This window comes from Streptomyces sp. NPDC006510 (genome assembly GCF_040611955.1).
In the GTDB taxonomy this organism is placed as follows: Bacteria; Actinomycetota; Actinomycetes; order Streptomycetales; family Streptomycetaceae; genus Streptomyces.
In genome coordinates this window covers 15,282-32,317 of the sequence record NZ_JBEXPH010000030.1, presented here as the reverse complement: position 1 = coordinate 32,317, position 17,036 = coordinate 15,282, and the positions used below count along the sequence as shown (strand labels likewise).

General features: G+C 69.5%; 18 protein-coding genes and 2 pseudogenes. 11 read left to right on the top strand and 9 right to left on the bottom strand.

Annotated features, from left to right (window positions below):
• Nucleotides 1-80: 80 nt before the first annotated feature.
• Nucleotides 81-794: an NAD(P)-binding domain-containing protein gene (locus ABZY11_RS12695; protein ID WP_356479131.1), complete on the bottom strand. Its 714-nt coding sequence runs from the start codon at nt 792-794 to the stop codon at nt 81-83.
• 135 nt (nt 795-929) lie between these two features.
• On the opposite strand from ABZY11_RS12695, the gene ABZY11_RS12690 reads away from it, so the two are divergent.
• On the top strand, nt 930-1,481 hold the full coding sequence (locus ABZY11_RS12690) for a glycoside hydrolase family 25 protein (RefSeq protein WP_356479130.1): 552 nt from the start codon (nt 930-932) through the stop codon (nt 1,479-1,481).
• A 198-nt stretch (nt 1,482-1,679) separates the two neighbouring features.
• Here the strand turns inward: ABZY11_RS12690 and ABZY11_RS12685 are convergent, their stop codons facing one another.
• Nucleotides 1,680-2,087, bottom strand: a complete 408-nt coding sequence (locus ABZY11_RS12685; RefSeq protein WP_356479129.1) for a glyoxalase/bleomycin resistance/extradiol dioxygenase family protein — start codon at nt 2,085-2,087, stop codon at nt 1,680-1,682.
• A 57-nt stretch (nt 2,088-2,144) separates the two neighbouring features.
• Between ABZY11_RS12685 and ABZY11_RS12680 the strand changes: the two genes are divergently transcribed.
• Both ABZY11_RS12680 and ABZY11_RS12675 read left to right on the top strand, forming a co-directional pair.
• Nucleotides 2,145-2,609, top strand: coding sequence for a MarR family winged helix-turn-helix transcriptional regulator (locus ABZY11_RS12680; protein ID WP_356479156.1), 465 nt, complete (start codon nt 2,145-2,147; stop codon nt 2,607-2,609).
• A gap of 35 nt (nt 2,610-2,644) precedes the next feature.
• Nucleotides 2,645-2,914 (top strand): hypothetical protein, encoded by a 270-nt coding sequence (locus tag ABZY11_RS12675; RefSeq protein WP_356479128.1) that lies wholly within the window; start codon nt 2,645-2,647, stop codon nt 2,912-2,914.
• A 30-nt stretch (nt 2,915-2,944) separates the two neighbouring features.
• Here the strand turns inward: ABZY11_RS12675 and ABZY11_RS12670 are convergent, their stop codons facing one another.
• A complete protein-coding gene (locus ABZY11_RS12670; protein WP_356479127.1) occupies nt 2,945-4,258 on the bottom strand; it encodes a nucleotidyl transferase AbiEii/AbiGii toxin family protein in 1,314 nt (437 codons plus the stop codon).
• 321 nt (nt 4,259-4,579) lie between these two features.
• On the opposite strand from ABZY11_RS12670, the gene ABZY11_RS12665 reads away from it, so the two are divergent.
• On the top strand, nt 4,580-5,761 hold the full coding sequence (locus ABZY11_RS12665) for a S1 family peptidase (protein WP_356479126.1): 1,182 nt from the start codon (nt 4,580-4,582) through the stop codon (nt 5,759-5,761).
• Between the two features lie 216 nt (nt 5,762-5,977).
• Here ABZY11_RS12665 and ABZY11_RS12660 read toward each other — a convergent pair whose 3' ends face one another.
• The gene (locus ABZY11_RS12660; RefSeq protein ID WP_356479125.1) at nt 5,978-6,664 is read right to left on the bottom strand and encodes an NUDIX domain-containing protein; all 687 of its coding nucleotides are present in this window, start codon (nt 6,662-6,664) and stop codon (nt 5,978-5,980) included.
• A 42-nt stretch (nt 6,665-6,706) separates the two neighbouring features.
• Here ABZY11_RS12660 and ABZY11_RS12655 point away from each other — a divergent pair, with 42 nt between their 5' ends.
• The gene (locus tag ABZY11_RS12655; RefSeq protein WP_356479124.1) at nt 6,707-7,204 is read left to right on the top strand and encodes an NUDIX domain-containing protein; all 498 of its coding nucleotides are present in this window, start codon (nt 6,707-6,709) and stop codon (nt 7,202-7,204) included.
• A gap of 245 nt (nt 7,205-7,449) precedes the next feature.
• Nucleotides 7,450-8,101: pseudogene (locus ABZY11_RS12650) on the top strand (SUMF1/EgtB/PvdO family nonheme iron enzyme).
• A 288-nt stretch (nt 8,102-8,389) separates the two neighbouring features.
• Here the strand turns inward: ABZY11_RS12650 and ABZY11_RS12645 are convergent.
• The 4 genes from ABZY11_RS12645 to ABZY11_RS12630 form a co-directional block, all read right to left on the bottom strand.
• Nucleotides 8,390-8,662 carry an HPr family phosphocarrier protein gene (locus tag ABZY11_RS12645; RefSeq protein ID WP_356479123.1) on the bottom strand — a complete coding sequence of 91 codons (273 nt, stop codon included), beginning with the start codon at nt 8,660-8,662 and terminating at the stop codon, nt 8,390-8,392.
• 45 nt (nt 8,663-8,707) lie between these two features.
• Nucleotides 8,708-10,750, bottom strand: a complete 2,043-nt coding sequence (locus tag ABZY11_RS12640) for a fructose-specific PTS transporter subunit EIIC (protein ID WP_356479122.1) — start codon at nt 10,748-10,750, stop codon at nt 8,708-8,710.
• Between the two features lie 85 nt (nt 10,751-10,835).
• Nucleotides 10,836-11,783: a 1-phosphofructokinase gene (pfkB, locus tag ABZY11_RS12635; RefSeq protein ID WP_356479121.1), complete on the bottom strand. Its 948-nt coding sequence runs from the start codon at nt 11,781-11,783 to the stop codon at nt 10,836-10,838.
• Nucleotides 11,780-12,541 (bottom strand): DeoR/GlpR family DNA-binding transcription regulator, encoded by a 762-nt coding sequence (locus ABZY11_RS12630; RefSeq protein WP_356479155.1) that lies wholly within the window; start codon nt 12,539-12,541, stop codon nt 11,780-11,782. The genes pfkB and ABZY11_RS12630 overlap by 4 nt, the downstream gene beginning before the upstream one ends.
• Nucleotides 12,542-12,780: 239 nt before the next feature.
• On the opposite strand from ABZY11_RS12630, the gene ABZY11_RS12625 reads away from it, so the two are divergent.
• From ABZY11_RS12625 to ABZY11_RS12605, 5 genes are all read left to right on the top strand, one after another.
• Complete coding sequence (locus ABZY11_RS12625) at nt 12,781-13,263, top strand: hypothetical protein (RefSeq protein WP_356479120.1); 483 nt, start codon at nt 12,781-12,783, stop codon at nt 13,261-13,263.
• Between the two features lie 342 nt (nt 13,264-13,605).
• Entirely contained in the window at nt 13,606-14,631 is a 1,026-nt protein-coding gene (locus ABZY11_RS12620) for a hypothetical protein (protein ID WP_356479119.1), read from the top strand.
• Nucleotides 14,632-14,875: 244 nt separating this feature from the next.
• Nucleotides 14,876-15,334 (top strand): hypothetical protein, encoded by a 459-nt coding sequence (locus ABZY11_RS12615; protein WP_356479118.1) that lies wholly within the window; start codon nt 14,876-14,878, stop codon nt 15,332-15,334.
• Nucleotides 15,335-15,394: 60 nt separating this feature from the next.
• A complete protein-coding gene (locus ABZY11_RS12610) occupies nt 15,395-16,147 on the top strand; it encodes a MarC family protein (protein WP_356479117.1) in 753 nt (250 codons plus the stop codon).
• 84 nt (nt 16,148-16,231) lie between these two features.
• Nucleotides 16,232-16,711, top strand: coding sequence for a hypothetical protein (locus ABZY11_RS12605; protein ID WP_356479116.1), 480 nt, complete (start codon nt 16,232-16,234; stop codon nt 16,709-16,711).
• Between the two features lie 129 nt (nt 16,712-16,840).
• On the opposite strand, the pseudogene ABZY11_RS12600 reads toward ABZY11_RS12605, so the two are convergent.
• Nucleotides 16,841-16,995, bottom strand: a pseudogene (locus ABZY11_RS12600) (IS5/IS1182 family transposase); the annotation flags it as partial.
• Nucleotides 16,996-17,036 lie beyond the last annotated feature (41 nt).

Sequence of the window (17,036 nt, the reverse complement as noted above, 5' to 3'; positions counted from 1 at the left end):
GTGCGCGCGCATGTGAACGCGCCCGACGTTGACGGGGGGATCGACGAGGGCGACCCCGTCGATCCCGGCAGCGGTGCTGGTCAGGCGCGCCACTCGGCCGTGCGCTCGGGGGACGCTTCGGCGAGTGCTTTGCTGATGGCCTCCACGTCGCCCTGATGACCGTAAACGGGCGTGCCGGGCTGCTGACGCCAGGACTCGTCGAGGCCCCCGGCGTCCACGGTGTCGAAACCCAGCTCGTCGATGAGGTCGCGCACCACCTGCTTGGCCGCCGCGTCGTCACCGGCCACCGGCAGTGCCTGACGGCCGGGACTGCCCTTGGGGCGGCCGTTGGAGAGGATGTCCTGCGCGTACGTTCCGTTGAACGCCTTGATCACCGGATGGCCGATCTGCTCCTCGGTCCACCGGCTCTCGGGCTTGCCGTCCTCGATCGCGGCGATGCGGCCGTCGCGCTGTTGCGGGTAGTAGTTGCCCGTGTCGATGACCGCGACCCCGTCCGCGGCACCGTCGATCAGGCCGGCGGGCAGATCGGGGACGGCCTTGAGAGGGACGGTGACGACAACGACCTGGGCGTCCCGAGCCGCTTCCGCCGCGTTGACCGCCGTGGCTCCGGTCTCCTCGGTGAGTGCGGAGAGCGTCTCAGGGCCGCGTGAGTTGGCGATGGACACCTCGTGGCCAAGCGCGGTGAGGCGACGGGTGAGGTTTCCGCCGATGTTGCCCGCTCCGATGATGCCGATCTTCATGGATCCGACCTTCCGATGGCGACTGCGGTAGGTGATGTGGTCTCGACGCTTCATCAACTACCCGTTTCCGGCTGCTATTCCAGGCGAGGGAAAAGCGGTTCGCCCGTTCATCCGAAGGATGGGAGCGAGTGACTGCGGGCACCTACACGATGAGAACGGAATCACTGAGCCCACTTGAAGGCGGTGTCCATGCTGCATGGCGTCGATGTCAGCTCCCATCAGTCGTCCTTCGACACGGACGGACTGGACTTCGTCTTCATCAAGGCCACCGAAGGTCGTTCGTACATCAATCCGCATCTATCGGCGCAGGTGAAACGCGCGAGGGACGCGGAGTGCGTGGTCGGCTTCTATCACTTTCTCTGGCCGGGGAACATCACGGCCCAGGCCGAGTACTTCGTGAGCAAGGCTCCGGAGAAGGCGGGTGATCTGCTCGCCGTGGACTGGGAGGAGAACGGCGAGGGCACAAGGGCGAGCAACGCCGAGAAGGACCGCTTCATCCGTGAGGTCAAGCGCCTGCGGCCCCACCACAAGGTTCTGCTGTACTGCAACCGCTACTTCTGGCTGAATCACGACACCACGTCGTACGCGGGGGACGGGCTGTGGATCGCAGACTACGTGACCGCGGGGAAGCCGCGGATCCAGGCCTCCTGGCGCATCCATCAGTACACCGACCGGCCGCTCGACAAGGACGTTGCCGCCTTCTCCTCGCGGACCGCCATGCGTAACTGGGCTCGGGGGTAGGCATCGCGGGAGGCGGTGGGCCCGAGGGCCGGACGCCGGCGAGCGGGCACATGGCAGCAACAGGGTGAGGCGATCGGGCGCAGGACACGGGCAGGGTGTCGGGCGCCTCATCCGCGACCGGCGCCGAACCGTACTCTGCGGGCCACTGGTGTCGTCCGTGCCCCCGGCCGGGTACGGACAGGCGCAGCCCTGAGCCGCTCAGTAGGACTGCAACTCGATGAGACAGCCGTCGGGGTCACGTACATGGGCGGTGCGGAGCCCGGGTCCCCACTCCGGCCGGTCGCACGCCCCGGCGACGTGCGCGGCGCCGTGGGCGAGACACAGAGCCAGGCTGGCATCGACATCTGCGACCCGGCAGACGAACATCGAACGGTCCTGGGCGGGAGGTGCCTCGGCCGGCAGCCCGGCAGCACCTGTGACGGCGGCCATCGCACCGCGATCGAACAGCACCAGCACCCCCTGGCCGTCGACGTCCCAGTGCGCGTACGGGCCCGACTCGCTGCCACTGGCCCGGACGGCCCCGATCAGGCGGGGCAGGACCGCGTCGTAGAAGCGGAAGCAATCGGCGAACCCGCTCACCAGCAGACGTGGGTGCAAGGCATCCATGATGCACTCCGATAGTAGGTGAAGACCTATGATTGGTACGTGCCTAAGATAACGTCGATGAGCGAGACCCCGCCCAGCCTCCTGGGACTCACGACGTATCTGCTGTCCAAGACGGGCAAGGCGGCGCGGAGCCGGCTGGCGGCGCGACTGGCCGAGCGGGATCTGCGGCTCTGGCACATGGCCGTGCTGTCGGCGCTCGTCGACTTCGGCCCTCATGTGCAGCGGGAACTGGCATCGCGGCTCGGCATCGACCGCAGTGACATCGTCAAGATCGTGGACGATCTCGCGGTGGCCGGTCTCGTCGACCGGGCCCGGGACACCGGCGACCGCCGCCGGGTGACCGTCACGCCCACCTCGGCCGGCCGCGTACTGCTCGCAGAGCTTCAGGACGAGGCGCGGGCTGTGCAGGAGGCTCTGCTCGCCCCCTTGACCCTGTCCGAACAAGCCCAGCTGGCAGCGCTGTTGAGACGTGTCCACGCCCATGTGCACGAAGGCCCCGAAGAGTCGCAGCCAGGTCGCTGACCCATTCCCCGGGTCCGGTGCGGCACACTTCTCAGGTGACCACAGCCGCGGCTCAGCCGCCTCGCGACCGCGCGCTCGGGCGCGGAATCACCACCCTCATTCCGCAGGCCGCCACGGCCACTCCGGCCGAACGGGCGGCGGCCGTACTGACGGCGATGCAGAGCGTGCCGGTGCGCGTGGGCGTCCTCCAGGCAGCCGTGGTTCTCCTGGAGGAACGAGTACGCGCGACGGAGGACGTGGCGGAACGCGCGGCCGCCGCGACGACGGTCGCCATGCTGCGCAGCGCGATCGGCCGGGGCGGCTGACCTGGGCGGGGCAGGGCCCGGGGGAGCCGATCAGTGCAACTCGTCGAGGGCCCGGTCACACGCCTCGGGGTGGTTCCGCCAGTACTGCCAACTCCTCTCATGGGACAGGACGCCGGCGAGTGCCTCCGCCAGACCCATCTGCCGGGGCCCGGCGATCTCCCGTACGACCACGACGGCCGCCGTCAGCCCGTCCTGCCCGCCTTCGGCCAGAAACCCGAGTGCGGCGGCGGGGTTTTCCGCGGCTGTCGCGCGCGTGGACTCCACCAGTGGTTGCAGCCACCGGGCCCACTGCCCGTACCGGCCAGATACCTCCGAGCCCGCGCCGTCCGGTCGCTTCGCCGTCTCCAGCAGCGGTGTCAGAGCCCGCGCGAGACGTTCGCAGTAGCTCGCCGCACTCTCCGTGACCCACGGGTGTTCGGCGGTGAAGTGCTCCCAACCGGTCTGCGGCTCCGACTCGTTGAGCCACCAGGCGCCGGCGGGCCGAAGGCCCTCGGTCCCGCCGAGAACGAAGGCGTCCCGCACCAGTTCGTAGCTCGGCGGGGTGTGTTCCGCGAGCAGCACGGCATCGTACAGATCCTTGCCCTGCGGATACGCGTCGGTGACCAGCCACAGCAACTTCCAGGCCAGTGAGAGCTCGGGGGACACGGCCTGCACGCGACAACCCGGGCCGTCTCCCAGCGGCTGCAGTTCGGTGGGTGCGGCGGGGGAGGGCAGGATCTCGTTGAACACCACGTCGAGCTGTACGGTGCCGCCGGGCACCCCGTTTGCCGTCCACGGCAGCAGCATGCGCCGGCCCGGAACCCGGTCGTACGTCCAGATGTCCTCCGTCACCATGCCCGCCGCGTCGATCCGGACCGAGCCGCGTGCGGCGACCGCTGCCGCGTCCCGGGCGATCGTGTCGAAGAGACCCGAGGTCCGGGGGTCGTCCATGGCCCAGTCCCGGGGCACGAACAGGAAGTCCAGATCTCCCGGGTCACGGGCGGCCTCTCCGAACCACGTGGCCATCAACACGCTGCCACGCAACACCAGATGGCCGCCCCACGGGCCGTTCGCGATGGACGCGAGCACCGTGTCCAGTACGGTACGCCGTGCCCGATGCCATGCCCGCCCCACCTCTTCCTGGCCATCGCCGAAGTCCGGTTCCCCCGCCCGGTAGGCATTGGCGAACTGCTTCAGGGCGGGCTCGAAGATCACCGGATGGTTCATCCCGTCCGGTGCGGGCAGCAAGGTGCCCGGAAGGTCCGCGTTGCGCCGCGTCTCCTCATCGAGAGGCAGATGGGGAATTCGTTCGGACCCCCTCCACAACCTGCTCCAGGAAGAGGGCTCGTCGGCGGAAGATGTCATGGTGAGGCTCCTGCGGGAGAGTGCGTCGCTGCTCGAAGGTACGCGGTGGACGCTGGCGCATCGGGCACGCGCGATCATCTGACGCGAGCATAGGTGCCCGCGCCGCGCGGAGAGCGGCGGGTCCGGGTGCGGGGGCTACGGGGCAGGACGTGCCCGCCAATCGGCAGGCCGGAAACGCTCATTGGCATGGACCTGATAGGCGTGCTGCGTTACAGTCCGTTGCGGCACACTCTGAGAGCGCTCTCAGAAGAGAGCTCCCGGACGCCTGCTGTTCCTCCCCCACGAAGCCGGAACAACAGAAGGGCCATTGCCTTGAGATGTATGAACGCGCTGCGTGCGAGCCTGGCTGCCGCACTGGTTGTCGGAGCCTGGGCGACCGTGGGCCTTGCCTCCGGTCCGGCATCTGCCGCCGCCGTGGACTCGCCCATGGACTCGCCCTCCGCGACAACCCGTTCAGCGACCGATGAAGCGTCGGCGTCCGCAGGAATGCTCTCCGCCATGCGGAGAGACCTCGGCCTGACGGAAGATCAGGCCAGGGTGCGACTGGCCGCGGAGAAGACCGCAACCGCCGTACAGGGAAAGGCGCGACGGGCCGCCGGATCGTCCTACGCCGGCTCCTGGTTCGACCCGGCCACGGGCAGGCTCACAGTGGCCGTCACCGACGGCCGGAAGTCGGGCGCCGTACGAGCGTCCGGCGCGTCCGTCCGGCTGGTGCGCCACAGTGCGCGGCAGCTCGACGCGACCAAGACGCGGATCGACGGTCTGGTGGCACCGGACGGCGTCAGCAGCTGGCACGTCGACCCGAAGGCCAACCGGGTCGTCATCGACGTTGTCGCTTCGGCAGCTGATGACAACGATGTCCGCGAGTTCGTCGAACGGGCCCGCAGAACCGGCCCCGTGCAGGTGAACCGGACAGCCCAGGCCCCCAGGACCTTCTCTGCCGGAACCGTGGGCGGCGATCCCTACTACACGGGCAACGTCCGATGCTCCATCGGCTTCTCCGTTCACGGCGGCTTCGTCACGGCAGGACATTGCGGACAGACCGGTGCTGCGGTCAGCGGCTGGGACCGTTCGGCGATCGGTAGCTTCCAGGGGTCGTCCTTCCCCGGTGACGACTATGCCTGGGTCAGCGTCGGCAACGGCTGGTGGACCGTCCCCGTGGTCCTCGGCTGGGGCACCGTTTCGGACCAGTTGGTGCGGGGTTCCGCAGAGGCACCCATCGGGGCCTCGATATGCCGCTCCGGCTCCACCAGCCACTGGCACTGCGGCAACGTGCTGGCCACGAACGAAACCGTGAACTACAGCCAGGGCGCGGTCTACCAGATGACCAAGACGAGCGTCTGCGCCGAGCCGGGAGATTCGGGCGGCTCGTTCATCAGCGGGGATCAGGCCCAGGGCGTCACATCGGGAGGCTGGGGCGACTGCACCAGCGGCGGGCAGACCTGGCACCAGCCGATCAATGAGATTCTGAACCGGTACGGGCTGACACTGCACACAGCCTGACGGGACGTACGAGGACCGGTTGGATCCGGTCCGTATGACGCGCACGACGCGCACTGCGCGAGGGCCTGCCGCGGCATGAGCTCCATCGCTCGGATGCGGCAGGCCCTGCTGGCGGACGCGAGGCGCTCGGGAGACGGGTGCTCGGGCGGCGGGGTCCCCACATTCCGGCCACCGGCGCCTGGCGCCATCAGCATCGACGACGAGCGCAGCGAACGCTCACCAAGTGCAGGCAGCGCCCAGGTCGTTGATGCTGTCGGCGAGTTCGGCCGGCCGGGTCGGCCAGCCTGCCGTGTGCCAGTGAGCGATGCGCCAGGCCAGCCGCCGCGGCCACAGCGGAGTGGTGGGCAACTGGTCGACCGGAATCCACGTGGGCGCACCGCCATGGTTGTCGAGTTCCGCACGGGCATCGAGCTCGCCTTCGGCATGCACAAGGAAATAGTGCTCACGTCGATTGTCCTTCCAGACGCGCGCCACTTCCCTGACCACACTGCCGCCCAGGCCGGACTCCTCCCGCAGCTCGCGGACCACTGCGGCGTGCAGTATCTCACCGGCCTCGACTCCACCGCCCGGGATCTCGTAGTACGGCTCTCCGTCCTCCTCGAAGCCGATGAGCAGCATCCGTTCATCACGAATCACCACCGCGCCGGCCCGGACCCGCACCGGATCGGCTGCCGCCGGATCGTCCCAGGAAACCACTTGCTGCGCCGGACCTCCCGCCACCCAGTTCCGCAGCACGGTCTCAGCAGTTCCGACGGGCCGGATCCGCGCGTGCAATGCCTCGGCCAGGGGCAGCGAGCACCGTGCGCTGTCCGGTGCCCGGTCATGGCGAGGGAAGCGGTAGGCCCCGTCCTCATCAGGCTCTCTGGCTATGACAAGGCCGGCATCGTCGAACTCAACGGTCACCGGTCAGATCGGCTCACCGAGCCGACGCCAGATAGTGGCTGTATGACCCGACCAAGAATTCGTGTCGCCGCATACGTGATCCGGCACCGTGCCGTACCCGAGTTGCTGGTGTTCGACCACATAGGAATGCCGGCGGCCGGCACTCAGGTGCCCGCAGGCGGAGTCGGACCGGGCGAGGAACTGGAACAGGCTGTCCTGCGAGAGGTCGCTGAAGAAACCGGGCTGTCGGCAGTCGTCGTGGTCCGCCGGATCGCCATGGAGGACAAGCCGCACCCCGATACGGGACAGCCACGCCGGACCACCTTCTTCTTCCTCCGGGCACCGGCCGACACCCCTGATGTGTGGGAGCACCGTGTCATGGGAGACGGCGACGACGCCGGCCTCACCTTCGCATGCCGCTTCCTCCCGCTTCCCCTGACGCAACCGTTGGCGGACGAACAGGACGCCTGGCTGGGCCACATCGATCCCCTTTGGGCCACGTCGATGTCGTCCGACTGCCACCACGAGACCCTTCTCGATGACGGGCCGAGGGAACGGTGACCCAGTTCGGGAAATGGTGGATGGGATGGACCAGCGGCCGCAGAGCCGGCGGTCGGCACGGGAATAGAGATCCCGCCTGGCGCTGCCGCGCCGCCCTCGTATGTATGGTCAGTTGCTCAGGAGACAGCAGTACGGGTCATCCACCCGTGAGCTTGTCGGTCCGGCGCACCGGCTTGATGCGCCGGCGTGCACGAGGAGTTGTGATGAGCGCGGAAGCCATACTTCGCCAGGTGAATTCCGAGAACATGAGGAGCGTTCCCGCCGGAGAGATCGTCCTGCGCGACGAGGGCACGATGACGGACTGGAAGGTGGAGGTCGGGTGCCTTCCGACTGGCGCCGTATCCCGTGACCTGTGAGCTCTACCGCGCGGTTCGCGGTGAGGCACCGGTGAGTTCGGCCGGTCCGCGTACACCCGTGACCGAGATCTCCTGGAACGATGCTGTCCGGTTCTGCAACCTCCTCTCGCAGACGACGGGGCTCCAGCCCTGCTACTCGACGGGCGACGACCCCGACGGGCTGGACGTGGTCTGCGACTGGCAGGCCGACGGCTATCGACTCCCGTCCGAGGCGGAGTGGGAGTACGCGTGCAGGGCCGGAACCTCCGGCATCCGCTACGGGGACCTGGACGAGATCGCCTGGCACCGCGGGAACTCGGGCGGTGAGGTGCACGACGTCGCGACCAGGATGCCCAACGCGTGGGGGCTCCACGACATGATCGGCAACGTGTGGGAGTGGTGCTGGGACCTCTATGACCCGGAAGTCTACGGTCCGTACCGGGTGTTCCGTGGCGGGGGCGGATTCGACCGGCCCCGAAGCTGCCGGGCGTCGTGCCGCCGAAAGAGCCACCCGACCTTCCGCATCGACGACCTGGGGTTCCGGCTCGCCCGAAAGCTGTGAGCCGGTGTCGGGAACGTTGCGCTGATGCCGCACACACCAATGTGGCCGGGTTGCCCGGGGGTTGGGGACCACTTGCTCAGGTGCACGAAGGTGGTGTGGTGCTCCGGCGTGGCTGCTCGGAGGAAGCTGTGACAGAAGGCCACTTCCCGGAGCAGAGCTTCTCATGAGGTGCCGGGGCTGGGTACGGGTTCGACGTACGGGTTTGATCCGGCGGCTGAAGCAGTGGGCGGGAACGCACACCGTCCCCGGAGCCGGTGTGCGCTCGGGGGACGGTGGGGGCAGCCGAAGTTACTGCGTCGCGTCGAGGTCGCGAGCGAGCAGCGCGGCCAGCTCCTCGACAGCAGCCTCCGCGCCGTCGCCCTCCGCGGCCAGCACCACTGAATCGCCGTGCTGGGCACCGAGGGCGAGTACGGAGAGCAGGCTCCGGGCGTCGACCGCGCCCTGGCCGTCCCGGCCGATCGTCACCTTGACCGGCTGCTGGGTGGCCGCCTTGACGAACAACGAGGCCGGGCGGGCGTGAAGGCCGCTGCGGGAACCAATGACGACGGTGCGCTGATGCATGGGGAACTCCTGTGTGTCGGTGGGGTCGGGGGTACGGGGATTCCGTCAGGCGGCGACGGAGACCTTGGGCGTATCGGTCGCCGGGGCTGGCGCCTCCGTGCTCCGGCGCACGCCCTTGAGCAGGACCACCAGGGCGGTCGCGACCGTCGTACCGGCGGCGATGGCCAGCAGGTAGAGGAGTGGATTCCCGATGAGCGGCACCACGAAGATGCCACCGTGCGGGGCGCGCAAGGTGCAGCCGAAAGCCATCGACAGGGCGCCGGTCACCGCGCCGCCGGCCATCACCGACGGGATCACCCGGAGCGGGTCGGCCGCCGCGAACGGGATCGCGCCCTCGGTGATGAACGAAGCGCCCAGGACCCAGGCCGCCCGGCCGTTCTCCCGCTCGGCCTTGCTGAACAGCCTGCCGCGCACCGTGGTCGCGAGTGCCATGGCCAGCGGCGGCACCATGCCGGCCGCCATCACCGCGGCCATCACCTTGAGGCTGCCGGGCGTCGGGTCGGCCAGACCGCCGACCGCGAAGGCGTACGCCACCTTGTTGAGCGGCCCGCCCATGTCGAAGCACATCATCAGGCCGAGGACGATGCCGAGAATGATCGCGTTCGAGCCGGAGAGCCCGTTGAGGCCGTCGGTCAGGGCGTGTTGGAGGGACGCGATCGGCTTGCCGACCACGATGAACATCAGGAAGCCGACGACCGCCGAGGCGATCAGGGGAATCACCAGCACCGGCATGATGCCCCGCAACGTGGGATGGACCTTCACGCGTTGGATCGCCATCACCACCGCACCGGCCAGCAGACCCGCCGTGAGGCCGCCGAGGAAGCCCGCGTCGATGGTCAGTGCGATGGCGCCGCCCACGAAGCCGGGGACGAGCGCCGGCCGGTCAGCCATGCCGTACGCGATATACCCGGCAAGCACCGGCACCAGGAAGGCGAAGGCGGCGGTGCCGATCTGGTTGAGCAGAGCGGCCCAGCTGTCGGCCTGGCCCCAGACGAAGTGGTCCGCGACGGATTTCGCGCCGGCTATCTCGTAGCCGCCGATGGCGAACGACAGCGCGATGAGGAGCCCGCCCGCCGCGACGAACGGCACCATGTAACTGACACCGGACATCAGGTAGGTCCGGAGCCGGACCCCGAAGTGCGCGTGGTCACCGCCGGGCGCGGCTCTGCCGTCCTGCTGTCCGGCGCCGGCCGCCACGGTGCTGGTCTCGCCACGCTCCGCCTTCTGCCGGGCCTCGGCGATCAGCTCGGCAGGGCGGTTGATTCCCGCCTTGACCCCGGTGTCGACGATCGGCTTGCCGTCGAACCGTGCCCTGTCGCGCACCTCGACGTCATGTGCCCAGATGACCGCGTCGGCGGCGGCGATCAGCTCGGGATCGAGCCGCTCGAACCCGGCTGATCCCTGCGTCTCGACATCGAGTACCACGCCGTCGGCACGGGCCGCCGCCGCCAGTGACTCGGCGGCCATGTAGGTGTGTGCGATACCGGTCGGACATGAGGTGACGGCGACGATCCGGAAGGGTTCGGCGGCCGGTGCGGCGCTGCCTGTGACAGGGCCCGCCATCGGCGCGTCGTCCGAGGCCGAGGTCTTCGGAGCCGGCGCGTCATCCGGTGCCGAGGCCTCCGGAGCCGAGCCGGCCGGAGCGGCCTCCTCGCCGCGGATCAGGGCCGCGGCCGCACCGGGGTCGCGCTCCGCGCGCAGCGCGTCCGTGAATTCCCGGTCCATCAGCCGTCGCGCCAGGGCGGAGAGGATGGTGAGGTGGTCGTCGTCGGCCCCGGCCGGCGCGGCAATCAGGAAGATCAGATCGGCGGGGCCGTCCGCCGCGCCGAAGTCGATGCCCGGGCCACTGCGGCCGAACGCGAGTGTGGGCGCCGTGACATGCTCGCTGCGGCAGTGCGGGATGCCGATGCCACCATCCAGACCGGTCGGCATCTGTGCCTCACGGGCTTCGACATCGGCGAGGAAGCCGTCGAGATCGGTCACCCGGCCCTCGGACACCATCCGCTCGGCGAGCGACCGTGCGGCATCGTGCTTCGTCTCGGCGGACAGATCGAGATCGACCAGTTCCGCGGTGATCAGTTCACTCATCGCGGGGCTCCTTGCTTGTGGACCGTCCTGTGGGCGGCTCGGGGGGACACTCGGGTCGGCGGGCTGGGTTGCGGATGCGCGGCAGTCATGAAGTCGGCTCCGTCAGGGGTCGGTCCAGGGGGACTTCGGTGGTCGTGGTGACCGCCGAAAGATCGAGATCGGCGGGGGTCGGCATGACACTGCCCGGCAGCTGCACGGCCGCCGCGCCGTGGGCGACCGCCGCGGCGAGCGCGGCCGGGCCGCTTCCACCCGCGGCGAGGAAGCCGGCCAGGGAGGCGTCGCCCGCTCCGACGTTGCTGCGGACCGTGTTCACCCGAGCGCTGCCGAAGTACGTACCCGCGCCGTCGACCAGCAACTGGCCGTCGGCCCCGAGGCTGGCCAGAACGGATCGGGCACCGCGCTCGCGGAGCTCCTCCGCCGCCTTCACGGCATCGCCCACCGTCGCCAGCGGGCGACCGACGGCCTCGGCGAGCTCCTCCACGTTCGGCTTGATCACATCGGGGCGCTCCCGCAGCGCCGCGGTCAGCGCCGCGCCGGAGGTGTCGAGGGCGATCGAGGCCCCGGCACGGTGACTCCGGGCCACCAGCTCGGCGTACCACTCCGGGGGCAGTCCGCGCGGCAGGCTGCCGCAGCAGGCGATCCAGTCCGTGGCCGCCGACCTGGTCTGGACGGCATCCAGCAGAGCCTCGGCCTCGGCCGCGGTGATCTGCGGGCCCACCGCATTGACCTTGGTGAGCGTTCCGTCGGGCTCGACGAGCGTGACATTGATACGAGTGCTCCCGACGATCGGCACACCGGCCGCCTCGATGCCGTACTCGCCCAGCAGCCGGGCGAGCAGCTCGCCCTCGGGCCCGCCGAGCGGTGCGACAGCGATCGTGCGGCGGCCGGCCGCCGCGACCGCGCGCGAGACGTTGATGCCTTTGCCCCCGGGGTCGACCCGGTCGTCCGTGGCCCGGAGCACCGCCCCGCGTGTCAGTCCGGGCAGCTCGTACGTCCGGTCGAGGCTTGGATTGGGGGTGACGGTGAGGATCATGCGCGTACTACTTCCGTGCCCTGGCCCTCGATGGCGAGGGCGTCGTCGGAGCCGAGTCCGGTGTCGGTGATGAGTAGATCGACCTGGGCGAGATCGCCGAACCGGGCGAAGTGCTCCTGGCCGAGCTTGGCTGAGTCGGCCAGGAGCACGACTCGCCTGGCGGCGGCGATCATGGCGCGCTTGACGGCGGCCTCGGCCAGGTCCGGCGTGGTCAGACCGCCCTTCGGCGAGAAGCCGTTGGTGGCAAGGAAGACGACGTCGGCGTTGATCTCGCGGTAGGTGTTCAACGCCCAGGCATCGACGGCGGCGCGAGTGCGGGGCCGGACCCGGCCGCCGACCAGATGCAGTGCGATGCCCGGGTGGTCGGCGAGCCGGGCGGCCACCGGCAGTGCATGGGTGACCACGGTGAGGTGGGCGTCGAGCGGAATGGCCGCGGCCAGCCGGGCGGCCGTGCTGCCCGCGTCGATGATCACGCTGCCGTCGGTGGGGAGCTCGGCGATCGCGGCTGTCGCGATGCGCTCCTTCTCGTCGATGGCTACCGCGTCGCGCTCGGCGAGATCGGGCTCGAAGTCGAGCCGCCCGGCCGGGATCGCACCACCATGGACACGCCGCAGCAGTCCGGCCCGGTCGAGACTCTTCAGATCACGCCGCACGGTCTCGGCGGTGACCTGGAATTCCTCGGCCAGGGACAGCACATCGACCCGGCCGCTCTCGCGGGCGAGGTGGAGGATCGCTTGCTGCCGCTCCGGTGCATACATGTTGTTTTGAATCCGTTCCATGCCCGACTGAGTGGTTTCGTCGTCAGGTTACGCCCGTGGTTCGAGGATGTAAACAGATTCGGGCATGGAACGGGCCTGAACGGAAACGTGGCCGAACTGAGGGTGCGAGTGCGGGGGCGGGGGCGTGGTGTGGCAGGTCCTGGAGCGGTGCGTAGGGGGTGCACTGCCCTGTCCGGGTCGGACAGGGTGTGGTGGGCAGCCTCTGTAGGGTGCGTGGCGTGAGTGACGTGTACGAGTTGGCGGTATCGGTCGATCTGCGGGACGAGCTCTCCGAGCAGGAGCTAGCCGAACTGCGCTGGCACCTGGGAATCGGGCCGCAGCCGGAGCGCCTGTCCATCGTGACCGAGTTCCCGTACGTAGTGGTGAACGAGGCGGGGGAACCGGTGGTCGAGGACGAACCTCGTCCCCTGCTGGCCTGCAGCGGAGCGGCCTGGCGGGTGGGCGGCGTGCTCGGCTCGGCGCTGGCCGGCCGCGCGGATCCGCCGCGGAAGGGCTGGTCGCTGACCTCCCGGCAGGAAATCCATCCGGACGACTTCGAGAAGATCGGCGAGCTGCTCTGCTGGCTGGCCGGGCGAGTTCACGACACCCACCGGCTCGCGGACCATGCCGTTTCGATCGGCTGCTTGAGGTTCCACGAGGCCTCGACACCGGATGCGCTGGAGGTTCTGCACGGGCAGATCGTGTGGCCGCTCCAGCCATAGGGGAATCGGAGCGGCTGAGCGCGCGCGACGATCCGCCGCGCCCGCCGTACGCGTACATCTGGGCGGCGGTGCAGCTGTGCGGCCGCCCACCGGCGGATCGGCAATATCTTCCAACTTCCGCGGCATGCCTGACGATAGCCTCACGCATCCACGGCTCGCCGCGATCCGCGACGTGCCTGGCCCTGATCGCAGCGAGCGCGACCGCTCCGGGCCCTGTGGCTGAGGTGATCCGCGCCGCTCAAAGCCCGTAGCGGTGCCCATTTCGGGTACGGCGGCTGTCGGGCCCGGGGCCACGGGTGATAGGCAGGAGGGTGTGATCGATACGGGGGAGGGTGACGCTTCGTGAGGACGATGCGCCGGATCGCGCTGTACGCCGTGGTGCCACTGGCCGTGCTGCTCGCGGTCGGCTACGGCTGGTACCGGATGAGCGACACCGGTAAGCGGTGGCGGTACGAGGACCGGCTCGCCACGTACTGCGAGGGTCTGCTTCCGGTCGCCGAATCCGCCGCCCTGACCTCGTACTCCACCGATCCCGGACTGCCGGGGGACCGCACGGGCGGTGCGGATGACGACCGCTGGAACGAGTGCGGGGTGGCGGACACCCGGCTGCTGGTCGCCCTGATTCCGCACGACGCCGTCCGCAACCGCTTCCTCGCAGGTGAACCGCTCGCGATGCTGCGCGACGGGAGTTCCGACCATCTGCCCGTCGGTATCGGCGGCGGCTGGCAGGGCTACACCGATTTCCGCGAAACCGGCATCGTGCTCAACTGCACCAACAGGCCCGCCTCCCTCGCGGTGGCCGTCAGCGCCGACGAGTCGCACGAGAACGCCGAGGAGACCCGGCAGATCGCCCGGCTGGCCACGGCCACCGCCGAGCGGGCCGCCGAACGGTGGTCGTGCGACGCCCCGCACGGCACCGGCGTGCCGTCCATTCCCGTACAGCCCGACCACCCGGCGCCCGGAACCGCCATCGGCACCTGCGCCGGGGTACCCGTCCCGGGCGACGATTCCGTCGACTGGCACCGCGAGACCACCGCCACCGGCACCGCCCTCCTGGAGACCTGTGCACTCGGCGAGACCAAGGCGCGCGACGAGGAGCTCTACTGGTTCGGCGCCGCGTTCGGCCCGTATGCGCAGCGCCTGCGGACCTCCGACGACGACCCCGGCAGCTACCGCGGAGACGCGGGCACGGACCGCCACAGTGCCTGGGCGAGCGCGGCATGCGGAACGGGGCCGCGCGCCCTGTTCACCGTCAACGACACCGAGTACGCGGCCCCGCCGCGCGGCTACCTCCGTACCGCACTGCGTGCCTTTGCCGAACGTGCGGCGCAGCGCCATGGATGCACCGACCTGAAACTGCCCTCCTGACGGGCGGGTGACCCGGCTGCTTCGGGGCGGGGTGTGACTGGCGGGACCAGGGTGGCTGCCCAGGGGTGACCAGAATTGGCCGTAGCATGTCAAGAATCATGGTGATGTGCCTTGTTGCTTGAAGGGGGCCGTGCCTCAATGGGGGCGGCAATCCCCTCTGACGATTCGTCAGGAAATTGCCGCGTTCCGGCGCGTCACGTCGATTCAGCGCGTCGGCAGTCCCCCCACATGAAGGGCAACCACCATGAGGTATGGCATACGGCGACTCGGTATCTGTTCCGCCCTCGCCGCAGGCACGCTCGCGCTGGCACCCACGGCCGAGGCGGTCACCCCCACCACCGCCACCATTTCCTTCGACTGCGGAGCCTACGGCTCGGGCAGTGCGACCCTCACCGCCACCCAGAGCGGTACGACCGCGACCATCAACCTCTCGACGTCCGCCATCACGTCGCCGATCAACATCGGGGCGAACTCGGTGAAATCCACGCTCACGCTCACCAACAAGGGCACGGGAACGGTGACGTTCACCGGGAACTCCAACCCCGCCATCCCCGCCGGAAGCCCCGTGTCGACGGGCCCGCTCAGCGGGACCGTCGCCACGGGGGACAGCCTGGTGGCCAAATCCCTCAAGGTTGTGGTCCTGGGCATCACCGCGACCTGCAACGCGACGTCCACCCAGTCACCCGGACCGTTCGTGTTCTGATCCGTGTTCTGAGCGCCGAGCGAAGCACCGGGCCGAGGCCGCGGTGCGGTCGGTCGACCCGTGTCCTCGCCTGCGGGCGGGGGCACGGGCCGTCTGCGCGGCCGGGAGCGCCCCGCTTCCAGTCGGGCCGCAGCGGCTTGGACGGGCTACGGCCCAGTTCTGTGGCCCGCCTTTCAGCACGCGCCCCGGGCTTCTCGCCGCGGCCGGGCGGGACCTGGCCCGGTCTCGGTCGTCGGGCCGCCCAAGGTGCTGCTCTCCTTTGCCCACCTCGCGAAACTGCACTCCACTCGCCAACTGCGCACCATCGCCCTGATGCCCTGCGGCGCGGCGATCTTAATCGGTCTGGTCGCCAGTATGACCGCCCCTCTGCTACTGGACCTCTTCCACATCAGCACCCCTGCTCTCCTGCTTGCAGGCGGGGTCATCTTCTTCCTCTACGCCGTCGGTCTCGTCCTGGGGATTCGGACCGGAATGGACCTACCGGACGAGGGAACCCCCGATGTGACCAGCGGCCTGCGTGAACTCCTCGTACCGTTCGTCGTCAGTCCGCTGGCCATGACGGCACTGCTCATCGAGGCCACAGCGCGTTCATCCTGGACCTGGCGTTCCACGGTTGCCGGTGCGTACGTGGCGGTGATTCTGCTGGACCTCGTCTGCATCCTGCTTCTGGAACGTGTTCTGCGTGCCACGCACCACGCGACATTCGAACTGCTCGGCCGCCTGCTGGGGTTGCTGCTCGCGGCAGTCGGTATCGACCTGGTCCTCGACGGCCTGGCGGAACTCGGTGTCGGGCTGAGCGGGCGCGGCCACTGAGGCCGGGGTGGAGATCTCGACGGGCGCGGCCGGCAGGCCGGTCCGCCGTCGCCGGTTGTCACAGGTAGCACCTATGGTTCGCCCATGAGCGTTCCCGAGGTCATCCCGATCAGGCATGAGCCTGACTACCGCACGAGCACCATCGGGCGGTGGCAGGGCGGCCAGTTCTTCGCATCGGTCACCGCGGTGTTCCCCGAGGGCTGGAGTGACGACCACTGGCAGTCCCAGAAGCGTTGGTGCGCCGTACTCCACCGGTTCGACGGGGCCGGTCGGCACCTGGACTCGCGCATCCGTTTCACCGGCACAACGGCGGACGGTGAGAAGAAGGCAATCGCCGCCGCGTGCCAGCTGCTTACCGAGTGGCTGGACGCTCTTCCGGAGCGGCGGTACCAGGACATCGCGATCGCACCCTTCGCCGTTCGGTCCGAGGGAGCCCTGTTCGGTCTGGTCCTGGAACAACACGAGGACGACGCCGACGAGGAAGACGACGACGGTGTGTGGGCCGAGTTCTATCCCGACGGCCTGGGCTTCCAGGCCCCTTGGGACGGCTACTACGACACCTGAGCCCGATCGTGCGAGACGGCGCGGGCCCTTCAGGACTGCTGCTCGGCCACGGGCCGGCCGACGGACCATCACACCGGCCATCGCCCAGCGGATCACCGTTTCCGAGTGCTTCGGGCCGGTCCCGTAGTCCCGCGCGAGGCGCCGGTGGGCGGTGAGCCATGAGAGGTCCGTTCGACCACCCGATGCTTGGGCTGGGCCTGGAAGCCCCGCCGACCAGGGTCCCTGCGTACGATCTCCAGCTCACGGCCGAGAACCGAAGCGGCCCACTCGACGAGCCGGCCGGCCGGTCGCGCACCCGCCCGGCTGCCCGGCCCAGCCCCATCAG

Bases quoted from the DNA above. Each gene is read 5' to 3' on its own strand.
- ABZY11_RS12695 (WP_356479131.1), bottom strand. From the start codon at position 794: ATGAAGCGTCGAGACCACATCACCTACCGCAGTCGCCATCGGAAGGTC.
- ABZY11_RS12690 (WP_356479130.1), top strand. From the start codon at position 930: ATGCTGCATGGCGTCGATGTCAGCTCCCATCAGTCGTCCTTCGACACG.
- ABZY11_RS12685 (WP_356479129.1), bottom strand. From the start codon at position 2,087: ATGGATGCCTTGCACCCACGTCTGCTGGTGAGCGGGTTCGCCGATTGC.
- ABZY11_RS12680 (WP_356479156.1), top strand. From the start codon at position 2,145: ATGAGCGAGACCCCGCCCAGCCTCCTGGGACTCACGACGTATCTGCTG.
- ABZY11_RS12670 (WP_356479127.1), bottom strand. From the start codon at position 4,258: ATGACATCTTCCGCCGACGAGCCCTCTTCCTGGAGCAGGTTGTGGAGG.
- ABZY11_RS12665 (WP_356479126.1), top strand. From the start codon at position 4,580: ATGAACGCGCTGCGTGCGAGCCTGGCTGCCGCACTGGTTGTCGGAGCC.
- ABZY11_RS12655 (WP_356479124.1), top strand. From the start codon at position 6,707: ATGACCCGACCAAGAATTCGTGTCGCCGCATACGTGATCCGGCACCGT.
- ABZY11_RS12645 (WP_356479123.1), bottom strand. From the start codon at position 8,662: ATGCATCAGCGCACCGTCGTCATTGGTTCCCGCAGCGGCCTTCACGCC.
- ABZY11_RS12640 (WP_356479122.1), bottom strand. From the start codon at position 10,750: ATGAGTGAACTGATCACCGCGGAACTGGTCGATCTCGATCTGTCCGCC.
- pfkB (WP_356479121.1), bottom strand. From the start codon at position 11,783: ATGATCCTCACCGTCACCCCCAATCCAAGCCTCGACCGGACGTACGAG.
- ABZY11_RS12630 (WP_356479155.1), bottom strand. From the start codon at position 12,541: ATGTATGCACCGGAGCGGCAGCAAGCGATCCTCCACCTCGCCCGCGAG.
- ABZY11_RS12615 (WP_356479118.1), top strand. From the start codon at position 14,876: ATGAGGTATGGCATACGGCGACTCGGTATCTGTTCCGCCCTCGCCGCA.
- ABZY11_RS12605 (WP_356479116.1), top strand. From the start codon at position 16,232: ATGAGCGTTCCCGAGGTCATCCCGATCAGGCATGAGCCTGACTACCGC.